The following is an 11,581-nucleotide window of genomic DNA, read 5'->3' as shown; positions in this document are numbered from 1 at the left end:
TGCATTTCCAAGGCGACAAGGCAGGCTTGAAATGAGGTTGTATATGAGAAAATACAAGATTATATCACTCCTAAGCTGCATCTGTCTTGCTCTCTCCTCCTGCGGACAAGGTTCATATGTTATCGAAAGGGCAGAAAAAGAAGCTGTCCCTTGTCAGGACGTAAGTCTCCGTATCTGGGTCCCGGAAGGTGAGATGGAGATGACTGATCAGCTGGTACGTAACTTTGATGCTGTACACAAAGAGTATAAGATCGACTATCTGATCGAACCCATAGGCATAGATCAGGGTGCAGATCTCCTCAAAGCGGGCGAAGTAGAGCCTGCTGACATCTTCTATCTTCCAAGTGGCGGTATCCTGTCCATGAATGAGGGAGGCTATCTCCTTCCCATCACCCATGATCTGGATAAGCTGGAAATGGACCTGCCTGAAAGCGCCATTAATGCTGTATCGGTAGATGGCAATCGCTATGCCATTCCTTTTTCACCTAATTCATTCTTTATGTACTACAACAGAGATTTCTATTCAGAAAGCGAAGTTCAAAGCCTGGAGATCATGATGAGTAAGGATTTTGGAGCAGGCAAATACAACTTCTCTTCTACTCTGACCAATTCCTGGTACCTGGAAATGTTCTTCCTTGGTAACGGCTGTACTCTCTTTGGTACAGACGGCAAGGACGCTACGGACTGCACCTTTAATTCCGATAAGGGCATGGAAGCAGGAAACTACATCCTGGACCTGGTCAACAATCCCAAATACATAGATGACATTGAAGGCTTGGGCTATGAAGCCTTTAAAGCAGGTAACGCCGGCGCCTATACATCAGGAGCCTGGGTAGCTCCTGAGCTCAAGGAAATACTGGGCGACAAGCTAGGAGCAGCGCCTCTTCCCACGGCCCAGATGGGTTCTGAAGCATATAGACTCTCCAATTTTGTGGATTTCAAAACCATAGCAGTTAATTCTGCTACTGCTTATCCGGAAGCCGCACAGAAGCTTGCAGTATATCTGGGAAATAAAAAGAACTGCCTCAGACGCTACGAGAATAACGGCGAGATACCTGTTCTCAACAACCTGGCAGCAGACAGCGCAGTGGAAAGTGATATCGTAGCTGTAGCCCTCAAATCTCAGGCCAATTATGCTACCAGTCAGCCCAGCATTTCCCAGATGGATCACTATTGGGGCCCTATGGGAGACTTTGGTAACGCTGTTGTTGGCGGAGAAGTAAATGAATCTAATCTTAAGACCAAACTGGATGAACTGACAAGTCAGATCCTGGCAACAGATAATTAGGAAACGGAGGTACACTATGAAGAGCAAATTTAGATTTGGACTGATAGGCAAACTCATATTGGTTACTCTGGTATCCGTACTGGTGGCTTCCCTTTCCCTCTTTGCCGTCAGCGCGATCAAGATCAGCAGTACCTATAAGAATCTGGTCCAGGAAGAGCTGTCAGCAACAGCCGTCCACCTGCACAGCCAGATGTCCTATGAGTATGACGGCGACTGGACATTGTCAGACAGCGGCGAGCTCCTTAAAGGCGGTGCAGCCGTTGCAGAGGAATTTCAAAAGCAGATTGATGAGCTCACTGAAGAGACAGGTATAGGCTATACACTCTTCTATGGCCAAAAGATCATGGCCACCTCTGCTCCCATCAGCAGTGGTGATGCATCAAGCTTCGCTCCCAGTGCTTCCGTTTCTGCGATCAATGCAGGCAATGACTATTACTCAACAGATATCAAAATTCAAGGAAACAGATTTTATAATTATTACACACCACTGGAAAATTCTGATGGCAGTGTGGCTGGTATGGTAGTAACCTCCCGTGCAGGAGGGGATATATCTGCTGCAATTACCGCTATCAATGCCCTGCTCATAGGTATTACGGTAGCGATCCTGGTCATTGTATTTATTATGGGATATTTCCTGAATAAGAGTGTCTCTGAGAAGATGCGCCACGTATCATCAGAGCTGAGCCGCCTGGCAAGTGGTTCCCTTGATGTGGAGATCAGAAAAGATATCATAGAGAGAAATGATGAACTGGGCGAGATTGGTAACAGCGCCGGCGAACTGGTAACAAGGCTAAGCGAGATCATCAATAAGACCAAGAATATGTCTACCAAGCTGGCCGACTCAAGCAATGCGCTGGCAGAAGGTTCTGACAATGCCAGTAAGTCTGCAAATCAGGTAACAAATGCAGTAGAAGAAATATCAAAAGGTGCTTCCTCACAGGCAGGAAGTATGCAAAATGCAGCAGCTCAGACATCCTCCATTGGCGACAGCATCGAAGCTATCACCTCCAATATCCAGGTTCTCAATGATGCATCCGGCCAGATGAAGGAAAGAAGCGAACAGACACAGGAAGCTCTGGAAGTACTGGTAGGCCAGTCTCACAAGGTTGCTGATTCTATGAGCATCATCTCTACCACCATTGAGAGGACCAATAACAGCGCCAAGGACATCTCAGAATTCTCCGATACGATCAATGCTATCGCTACACAGACCAATCTCCTGTCTCTAAATGCTTCCATCGAGGCAGCAAGAGCCGGGGAAGCAGGTAAGGGATTTGCAGTTGTAGCCGAAGAGATCAGTAATCTGGCGGCTCAGTCCAAGGAAAGTGCCGATAAGATCAACGAGATCGTAACAGAGCTAATGAAGGATGCAGGCGAATCTGTGGATGTTATCAATGTACTCTCTGTCAATGTAGGCGAGCAGGTAGAACAGCTCAGGACCACCAAGGAACATATGGGTATGATGGAGGAAGGCATAAACGAAGTAACAAGGAGCGCTTCTGATATATCCGGCCAGATCCAGGGACTGTCCGATGCAAGAACACATCTTAATGACCTGATCGAAGATCTGTCAGCTATCTCAGAAGAAAATGCGGCTTCATCTGAAGAGACCAGCAGTTCTATGCAGGATCTCAGCCATACCTTTGATGTTATCAATAACAGCGCTTCAGGTCTTAGCAATCTTGCAAGCGATCTGACAGATACCATCAGCTACTTTAGTTGATGCAGCTGGTTTAATTGATACAAGTAGCTTGATTTTTGAAGCAGCTTAGTGCGAATAAAGAATAAGTTTATTCAAGCATATTGTTCTCATAAATAAGCCTCTGTCATCTGGATCATGATGGCAGAGGCTTATATATAATTTGAATTTAGCGATTAGAGTTTCATGAAAGACTTGATTTCTTGTTCCAACAGACGAAATACGTTTGCAACCAGATAGCCATCAGCGATTGCATGATTTAGACGAACGGTCACAGGCATGACAAGTCTACCGTTTTCCTCTCTGTATTTCCCCCAATTGATAATCGGAGAAAAGAATAAATGTCCATCAGGCAATTCAATATTAAGCGAGTCATACGAAAGCCATGATATATAAGATGCATCAAACCAGTTTGGATGATTTGCCATATCTAAACCATATTCACGAGTTTTCTTCGCTTCCTCAACATCATTTAAAGCACCAGTGTAAAACTTTTTATATTCCTCAAAATACTCTGTATATACCGGCGTACAGGTTTCCGTATCTTCATGAAAAACATACTGTGTTGGATTGATCACGTCATAGCAGATCAGCTCATCTGTCTGCCAAAGGTATCCCATTCTGTAGTCTTCACGTGAATTCATAACCTTTGAAAGAATATACAGGAAATTAACATAAAACTTCGTTCCTGTGTTCTTTGAATGTGTGACGAGCTCTGTTACGTCTATTCTAGACGTTATCGAGGTTGAGCACTTGCAATCTTCCGTAAAGTGGCGAAATACGCCTTTACGATAATATGTCTCTTTGTCAATTACTTTATAATTCATTTTCTTCACCCTTACAAATCCCGATTGGGAATGAACCATTATTCTATATATGTATATATTTTTCATCTATACATATTTGTTTCAGTACTTCGTCTTTTATACTATATGCTTCACCATAAAGGATCTCTACGCCATTATCTACAACGATGTAACTACCATTATTCAAAGCGATTATCTCGTGTCCCATGCTGTCGGAATATGTAATATCCTCTATCAGCCTCATTCCGTCAAGCATTTCATCCTTTAACGCCTCGAAATGAGGGAAAATATTAGTTTTCGTTATTCCAAGACCACTAATCCATCTTTGATAATTCGGATCAATTGCCTCCCCTGGGAGTTCCGGGCCTGCATATACCATTTCTGCACAGTTCATGGAGCCGGCGCTCCAGGCGATCAGTAAACCGTCCCAAGACTGCAGGCGTTCTTTTAACCCTATAGTCTTCATAAAACTGTTTTGCGTCGGCACATGTCCTCCGGCCAGAATCAGCACATCTATTTCGGGAAGTCGTTCTATGATCTCTTTGTTCCGTTCATCACACATCAGCACTTCCGAGGTACCGAGCTCACTTAGTGAAAATGCTCCTTTCAGACAGAATAATACGCTGTCATTTTTGTCAAAATATTCAGGAGATCCGCTGATGATCATTACCTTGGAATCTTTTTTCCAAACATCCTTAATACACTTTAATAATCCGTTGGTTTCCGGCAGCTTAGCCGGAAGCCTCTTACCATCTATTATTACTTGCCCACCGAGTGAACTTGTCAAAATTGCCTTCAATGTTACTATCTCCCCATATTCTTTTTATACTTTTCCAAATATGACTGCTTCAATTCTTCTGCCGAAATACCATAGCAAAGCATCACGTTATCTTCTCAAAAGCCAGTCTTGGATCGTTGTCTTCGTAAACATAAATCGTACCGCAATGAGTAAATCCAAGCTTTTTCAGCATACCCTGCATCACTGTGTTGTCTCCATGGGTATCTATTCTTAGATGTCCACATTGGTCCAATGCCCATTTGATACAGAAAGAACCTATTCCCTTTTCAGAACCGTCAGAAGCTATCCTATGTACCACTCCATAGATATCGTCTCCAATCCACTCACCATCATCAATTGTCACATAGGTAGGCTCGATGTCTTTTCCATGGTTGAAAAAGAATGTTCCGACCACATCTCCATGATTATTCTCACAAACGTAACTACAGCCCTTTTCGATATCAGACCTGATCAGCTCCTCCGGAGGCCAGTTTCTTCTTCCCCACTGATTTGGATTTCCATGATCTGCCATGAATTTTCTGGCGTAGCCATATATTTCCATTACTCTTTTCAGATCTTTCTCAGTCGTTTTTCTTATCGTCATATGTCCATCCATGTTCGCCATGATATATCATCAACTTGGTCATTCCGCCATCTATGCAGATGTTCTCACCGGTGATAAAGCCTGCTTTGTCGGGAATACAAGGATGTATTTCGACATGCTCAGAAGTGCAGGGATGCACTTCTATGTCGTGATTATTATGTAAACCTATCCCAAACCGCTCATAAAGCCTCATATCAGCCCCGATAAAGGATTTCAGCACTCATATATCCTCATAATTACACATATCGGATTTGACATTCTGCTGTACCGTTGAATGACCAACGGTATTTTTGATGTACAACAATTCTTGTTTCCAGGATCCCCCGCTCGGACCCTTCCTAAAAGATATTGTCGTTGTTCAAATTATCAAATATTTCTTTCTTCTTCTTTTCAGAAACCTCTGCGTAGATATCCAGCGTTGTCTGAATGTCCTTATGTCCCATGACAGACTGGATCACCTTTACATTGGTCTCATTCTCACAGAGCCTGGTACAAAATGTGTGGCGTGTAATGTGGCAGCTAAACCTCGGTATCATAACCGGATCCCTATGCTCACGCTTGGCTTTAACCTCTTCCTGGGCATTGTGATCATCGACAATGCGCTTGATCTCACGATTGATGCTCGCAGGGTTGTGAAGATTGCCAAAACGATTACAAAAGATGAATCCGCTCATTCCATCCAATTCCACAAGCGAATGGTATCCATACTGCTTCTGGTTTTTCTTCTCAAGTTCCAAGGCTTCCTTTACCTTTTCCAGCATCGGAACGGTACGGATTCCAGCCTTTGTTTTGGGCAGAGATACCTGAAATTCGCATCTGTAACCCTTATCACTCCTGGGATAATAGGTCACGTTGTGGTTAATGCTGATCGATCCATTTGTAAAATCCAGATCAGACCACCGAAGGCCGATAATCTCTCCCACTCTGCAGCCAGTTCCAAACATTGTTACGAAAAGGGGCTTCCACCTGTAAAACTCCGGCTTGTCCAGATAATCCAGAAAAGCTCTCTGCTCTTCTATAGAGAGCGCATGTCTGGGTTCCGGTCTTCCCTTCAGCTTCTTCTTGATCTCACTGATAACCTCATCGGAGGGGTTACTTCTCAGTATGTGATCTCTCACTGCAAGCTGAAATGTCGGGTGAAGCACACTGTGTACCGACTCTACCGTACTGACAGATAAACCTTTTTCCAAAAGAGCCTGGTAAAATGTCAGAACATCCGAGTACCTTACTTCTGTGATCTGCTTCCTGCCGAATCCTTTCCGCACATAACGGTCGTAGGTGTAAACATAGTTAGTCATCGTTGTACTTCGAAGCTCGCTTTTGGTGGCAATGTAGCGGTCAAACACATAGTTGATATCCGCTTTTGCCATGACATAGGCTTCGAGCCTGTCAACCCTGTTGCGTTGAAGCTCCAGCTCTTTGTCCCGGAGGTCTTCCAGCGTCTTGGAATACAGGTACTTTCTCTTACCAAAAGCATCCGTATATGAGAAGCTGTATAACCCCTTGCTTCTAACGTACATTTCACCCTTATGCAACACGCGACCCTTGCCATCTTTCCTAACTTTCGCCATTTTTCTTTCCTTTCCCGACAGTCAGGAAGAGGGAATAGCAAGACTTAGTGTTTGGAATCTATCATCTTTATGATGCAGTTCCTAAGCGCCTGTGTTATGGTGAGGTTATCTTTTGCTGCGCATTCCTTCAGCTTTTTGTACTCTTCTTCCGTGAGACGGGCTGATACCTTAAAATCCTTCGGATTCTCAGCCTTTGGTCGTCCCATCTTAGCCAAAGTGATGCACCTCCTTAACCTGACCATATTATACTTTTTGTCTTCCAACAAGTCAACAACTTTTTGTGATCCAAAAAGTAGGGCAAGTCCGTCTATTTCCAATCCTCCTTGCAATACTCAAGATACTTATTGATCTCCTTGACGGAGTATAATTTCTTACCGGCTGCATCTATACCAATCCCCGCCGCTTTGACAAGCTTACGGAAGGTGTTTTCACACATGCAATACAGCTTGGCTCCTTCCTTAATATCTACATAGTATCTCTCGGGAAGTTGTGCTCTTGCCACAACCTGAAGACACAGATACTTAGGTGCGATCATAGTCACACCATCATCAAAGGTGATCCGTGCTGTTTCTTCCGACGCCCTTCTCGCCATAATTACCACGCTCCTCTCGCTGTTTTTTAGACATAAATATCTGTCCATCAATATCTATCTGTTCGAAGATAAACATTGATCGACAGATATTAAAATGTACCTGATAGTCCCGCACAAAAGTACATCTCTTTTTGCTCAGAACGATATTTCTTATTCTTTTATAAAAAAATACTTTGTACCGGTACCGGGTATACCGCATTGGTGTTCCACCAGCTTCTTCAGCCCCATCTCCTGTTCGGGAAGTATCATTATAAAGAGCACTGTCATAGTCATGAAGCTCCCCAGCTCCATTTTGACCGGATATTCGACGCTCCCGCGCACGCAAAATGAATCCGCTTCTATCATATATAAGCGAATGCGATCATGGCGTATCCGGCTCACGACTCGGTACTCCCTCTGTTATACAAAGCATTGCTATTCAGTTGTCAAAGTACAGGCCCGGCATCCCACCGGATTTGGATAAAACACATCGGGCTTTGTCTGCCCTAAAAGCACATAAGTGCACACCGGTACTGTTGCAAGACCGTTGCAATTATTATGTACTTTATGAGACCGACAAACGACAGAAACCCGGATCGGTATCCAGATGTCAATTATTCCCTTGAAACATCAAACTTGTCTCTAATCACCCCTACGAATTTGATCCATACAAGCTGCATTAGATCATCCATCGGAATGTATCTGACATCCAGATCGAAAACTGTGGATGCAATCGTTCTGAAACACTTGCGACCATAATTCTGATAATGAGCTATGATCCTGCTCATAGCTTCATTGTCCCCTTTATATGCTTTCCTGATTACATCCGCGCTTACATTTTCATAATCTTCATATCTCCTTTTACTCATCAGCATCCTCCATGTACTTTCTTAAAATCTCATATGCCTTGTGCTTATAGTTCCGAATACTCTGCTTCTTCAGATTCATCAGATCTGCTATAGCTTGGTCTGGCATATCGAAGACATACGCATATTCGAGGATCTGCCGATGTTTTCTTTTCAATTTTGCAATCCCGGAAGCAAGAAGTTCATTTTCAAATAAGACTTTTGTTGACCCAAGGGTCACGGCAACCTTCTCGAAATCCGGAGCAACCTCCGGTGCTGCCAAGTCCTCATAATCATCAATATTGACCAAATGAATCCGATCTTCATGCTTCACATATTCCTGCAACACATTCAGGATCACATTTTTGATGGTATTCTTTGCGAAATGGTCAAACTGAGATTCCAACTTCTTCTCTGCCGAAACAGACTTTCGTTTCTTTTTCATACGTGCCTGCCTTTCCCCAGACACCGATCTCGTTTCCCTGTCGATAGAGCATCTTTGTAAAAAGCAGCAAGGCATACTCTGTTTTTTGAAAATTTCTCAAAAAATCTTTTCCGTGCTGCAATCTACTCCCCGTATGGGGAATAGATAAAAAACAAGCGCCCGACCACTTTCAGATCAGACGCTTTTCAGGATCATATATGCAGTTATACCTATGGTACGGCCCATCGGACTTCACCTCCCACCAGCTTCCTTGCTTATGGAAGGCGTACCCCTCCATAGTAGAAGTCTATCAGAGTTGCTGTCCGATAATCCCGACTCATTCGTGCATTTCCCCTTGTTTTATCGACGGTTCTCTGTTACAATGATGGCGGATAAAACACAATCAAAGATCGATGCACCAAAACTGTTGTAGCCCGCTTATGGGTCTATGGCAGTTTTTTTATTTTTCTGCCTCATGGATCAAAGGCAAAAGACAATACGCCGGATACGGCGTTATGAGTTCTAAGCAGACCGCCCTATGGCGGTCAGAACTCGCACATTCCCCTCTGGGGACTGTGCCTTTATCGCAAGCACTGCCTGTGTATATACACAGGCAAAAAAGCAGGCCATTTTCCTGCCCGGAAAAATAGCCTCGCTTTTGCTTGTTGGGGATATCCCCAAGCCCCTTAGTCTTGCTCCTGATACGGAGCGCTTAAACCGGTGCCGGAAACGGCAATATGTTCATATGCGACCGCCCTATGGCGGCATTCACGAAAGGATGGATATTACAATGAAAAACAGAACAAGAAAACATGCTTTTCTTATATATTTGAGCGACGACGAAAAACGCATCCTCGATGCAAAATATAAGCTTTCCGGTATGCGGAGCCGGGCCGCATATATCAGGCAGCTTATCATCGAGGGCATTGTTTATGATGTGGACTATTCCTATCTGCGTGATTACAATGTCGGCCTTGGCAAAATCGGTACAAATATCAACCAGATTGCTCACCGGATCAACGAAACAAGAAGCATATATCAGACCGACATCGACGAGATCAAAAAGGAGATGAAAAAGCTATGGCAATTACAAGAATCCATGCTATCAAAGCAACCGTATCTGGAGCAGTAAACTATATCTGCAATGAGAAAAAAACGGACAGCAGCCTGCTCATTTCCTCCTTCGGCACAACACCCGAAACGGCAGCAAATGATTTCAAGTTTACGCTGTCCCATACTGACAGTTCGGATCCGAATAAGGCCTTCCATCTGATACAATCATTTGCCCCTGGGGAAGTAAGTGCAAAGGAGGCTAATAAAATCGGGGAAGAACTTGCCGACCAGCTTCTGAAAGGCCGGTATTCCTACATCGTTGCTACACATACAGATAAAGGCCATATTCATAACCATATCCTGTTCTGTGCTGCCGATAATATCTACTATAAAAAGTACCACGACTGCAAGCGCACCTATTGGGATATCCGGCACTTAAATGACGAACTGTGTGAAGCACACAATCTGTCCGTCATACGTGAGGATCAGCACAAAGCAAAGAAGTATAAAGAATGGCTGTCTGATAAGAGCGGAACCTCCTGGAAATCAAAGCTAAAGAGCGACATCAATGAGACCATAAAGCTTGCCCATAGCTATGAGGAATTTCTGTCTCTCATGCAGGCAAAAGGCTACCAGATCAAGGATTCTGAAATCAGCCCGGAGGCTCATAAATATATCGGTTTCCTGGCTCCCGGACAGGTTAAATGGATCCGCGGAAGGGAGAAATCACTCGGACCGGAATACACCAAGGAAAGGATCAAAGAACGTATTGAAGAAAAGGCACGGATCCGGGCAGAAAGAATGAAAAAACTGACCACCAGACCTCAGTCTCTTATCGACACTTCACAGGAGAGATTTTCTGAAAGTCCGGGGCTCATGCGTTGGGCTGAAAAAGAGAATCTTAAAAGAGCTGCACAAATACAATCCAAACTCGCCGAAATGGGCTTCAAATCTCTGGAAGAGGTGGATGAACGAATCGAAGCTCTGCATCAGCAGGCTAAGACCGGCAAGAAGGCTACCATTGCATTGGATAAAGATATTAAATCTGCCGCCGAGATCCTCCGATATGCACGCCAGTATTCTGAGAAGAAAAAATATGACCGGAATTACAAAAAATCCAAGGATCCTGAACGCTATTATCAGACTCACAACTATGATCTTCATCTTGCCTGGGGAGCACGGGATATATTAGAAAGTGCAGGCATCAATCCGGAGACGATAAACCTGCAGGACATAGAGTCTCGATATGAAAAATTATGTGCTGACCGTATGGCGACCAGCGATGCTTACAAGAAAGCAGAACGTGAATGCGAAAAGCTAAAGCAATCAAGAGATGCACTACTGACTTTCATAGGTCAGGAACCCTCTCAGGATATCGACCGGGACAAGAAAATCATTCGTTAGTGAAAAAAGATCCGGTGCCTTCTCTTTTGGGGGGCATCGGATTACTTTTCTTCCTTGTTCTGTGCTGTTTTCAAGCCTTGAGCATATATAAGCAGGTGATCCTGGTTTCGTTCGCTCAGGTTGTGATTTACCTCGACCAGTTCGACATCTTTTTCAGTTAGATATCCTCCCGCTCGCGGCTTCGACCAGACCACAAAGAAATCGCTCATGTCTATGCCCATTCCCTTGCAAAGACGATCCAGCGTTTCGATTTTTGGCATAGTTCCGCGCTCAAACATATTATACAAGCTACTCTGCGCCATACCAGCACGCTTAGCCAGCTCATAAGGACTCAAGCCGCGTTCCTCAGCCAATTCGTTGATCCGTTTGTGAACATCCACTACATTCATGCCCTCTACACCTCCTTTCTGCGGAAATGTAATTATGCTTTCATTGTAGTGGATGCCTCCCCTCTTGAAAATTAAGAGGTTGTATATGAATAATACCCGTATGGGGAGTATTCTATATCAACTTTAGGACCGTCGGTCCTAAAGCCGAT

General features: G+C 44.1%; 15 protein-coding genes. 4 read left to right on the top strand and 11 right to left on the bottom strand.

Features of this window, described 5'->3' with window-relative positions:
- Window positions 1-43: 43 nt before the first annotated feature.
- Complete coding sequence (locus tag G636_RS18440) at window positions 44-1,288, top strand: extracellular solute-binding protein (protein WP_035779625.1); 1,245 nt, start codon at window positions 44-46, stop codon at window positions 1,286-1,288.
- 16 nt (window positions 1,289-1,304) lie between these two features.
- Entirely contained in the window at window positions 1,305-3,011 is a 1,707-nt protein-coding gene (locus G636_RS0111920) for a methyl-accepting chemotaxis protein (RefSeq protein WP_026508234.1), read from the top strand.
- Window positions 3,012-3,163: 152 nt separating this feature from the next.
- On the opposite strand, the gene G636_RS0111915 is transcribed toward G636_RS0111920, so the two are convergent.
- The 10 genes from G636_RS0111915 to G636_RS0111870 all read right to left on the bottom strand — a co-directional run bounded on the left by G636_RS0111915 (window position 3,164) and on the right by G636_RS0111870 (window position 8,607).
- Window positions 3,164-3,814: a CatA-like O-acetyltransferase, family 3 gene (locus G636_RS0111915; RefSeq protein WP_026508233.1), complete on the bottom strand. Its 651-nt coding sequence runs from the start codon at window positions 3,812-3,814 to the stop codon at window positions 3,164-3,166.
- Window positions 3,815-3,857: 43 nt separating this feature from the next.
- On the bottom strand, window positions 3,858-4,592 hold the full coding sequence (locus G636_RS18435) for a Type 1 glutamine amidotransferase-like domain-containing protein (protein ID WP_035779624.1): 735 nt from the start codon (window positions 4,590-4,592) through the stop codon (window positions 3,858-3,860).
- An 82-nt stretch (window positions 4,593-4,674) separates the two neighbouring features.
- Window positions 4,675-5,175 (bottom strand): GNAT family N-acetyltransferase, encoded by a 501-nt coding sequence (locus tag G636_RS0111905; protein ID WP_026508232.1) that lies wholly within the window; start codon window positions 5,173-5,175, stop codon window positions 4,675-4,677.
- Window positions 5,153-5,395 carry a hypothetical protein gene (locus G636_RS21105; RefSeq protein ID WP_026508231.1) on the bottom strand — a complete coding sequence of 81 codons (243 nt, stop codon included), beginning with the start codon at window positions 5,393-5,395 and terminating at the stop codon, window positions 5,153-5,155. The genes G636_RS0111905 and G636_RS21105 overlap by 23 nt, the downstream gene beginning before the upstream one ends.
- A 118-nt stretch (window positions 5,396-5,513) precedes the next feature.
- Window positions 5,514-6,746 (bottom strand): site-specific integrase, encoded by a 1,233-nt coding sequence (locus G636_RS0111895; RefSeq protein ID WP_026508230.1) that lies wholly within the window; start codon window positions 6,744-6,746, stop codon window positions 5,514-5,516.
- Window positions 6,747-6,790: 44 nt separating this feature from the next.
- Entirely contained in the window at window positions 6,791-7,063 is a 273-nt protein-coding gene (locus G636_RS18430; RefSeq protein ID WP_242826966.1) for a hypothetical protein, read from the bottom strand.
- Window positions 7,054-7,338 (bottom strand): DUF6462 family protein, encoded by a 285-nt coding sequence (locus G636_RS0111885; protein WP_026508229.1) that lies wholly within the window; start codon window positions 7,336-7,338, stop codon window positions 7,054-7,056. The genes G636_RS18430 and G636_RS0111885 overlap by 10 nt, the downstream gene beginning before the upstream one ends.
- A 150-nt stretch (window positions 7,339-7,488) precedes the next feature.
- On the bottom strand, window positions 7,489-7,683 hold the full coding sequence (locus tag G636_RS20570; protein ID WP_196803102.1) for a hypothetical protein: 195 nt from the start codon (window positions 7,681-7,683) through the stop codon (window positions 7,489-7,491).
- A gap of 248 nt (window positions 7,684-7,931) precedes the next feature.
- Window positions 7,932-8,186, bottom strand: coding sequence for a helix-turn-helix domain-containing protein (locus G636_RS0111875; RefSeq protein ID WP_026508228.1), 255 nt, complete (start codon window positions 8,184-8,186; stop codon window positions 7,932-7,934).
- The gene (locus G636_RS0111870) at window positions 8,179-8,607 is read right to left on the bottom strand and encodes an RNA polymerase sigma factor (protein ID WP_026508227.1); all 429 of its coding nucleotides are present in this window, start codon (window positions 8,605-8,607) and stop codon (window positions 8,179-8,181) included. Before G636_RS0111870 ends, G636_RS0111875 begins: the two co-directional genes overlap by 8 nt.
- Window positions 8,608-9,124: 517 nt before the next feature.
- Here G636_RS0111870 and G636_RS21295 point away from each other — a divergent pair.
- Both G636_RS21295 and G636_RS0111860 read left to right on the top strand, forming a co-directional pair.
- On the top strand, window positions 9,125-9,718 hold the full coding sequence (locus tag G636_RS21295; RefSeq protein ID WP_330363976.1) for a MobC family plasmid mobilization relaxosome protein: 594 nt from the start codon (window positions 9,125-9,127) through the stop codon (window positions 9,716-9,718).
- The gene (locus G636_RS0111860) at window positions 9,667-11,043 is read left to right on the top strand and encodes a relaxase/mobilization nuclease domain-containing protein (RefSeq protein ID WP_026508225.1); all 1,377 of its coding nucleotides are present in this window, start codon (window positions 9,667-9,669) and stop codon (window positions 11,041-11,043) included. The genes G636_RS21295 and G636_RS0111860 overlap by 52 nt, the downstream gene beginning before the upstream one ends.
- A gap of 41 nt (window positions 11,044-11,084) precedes the next feature.
- Here the strand turns inward: G636_RS0111860 and G636_RS19685 are convergent, their stop codons facing one another.
- Window positions 11,085-11,432 carry a helix-turn-helix domain-containing protein gene (locus G636_RS19685; RefSeq protein ID WP_051226962.1) on the bottom strand — a complete coding sequence of 116 codons (348 nt, stop codon included), beginning with the start codon at window positions 11,430-11,432 and terminating at the stop codon, window positions 11,085-11,087.
- Window positions 11,433-11,581: the final 149 nt, after the last annotated feature.

It is taken from the genome of Butyrivibrio sp. MC2013, assembly GCF_000424585.1.
In the GTDB taxonomy this organism is placed as follows: domain Bacteria; phylum Bacillota; class Clostridia; order Lachnospirales; family Lachnospiraceae; genus Butyrivibrio.
This window is presented reverse-complemented; position numbering and strand designations above follow the sequence as displayed.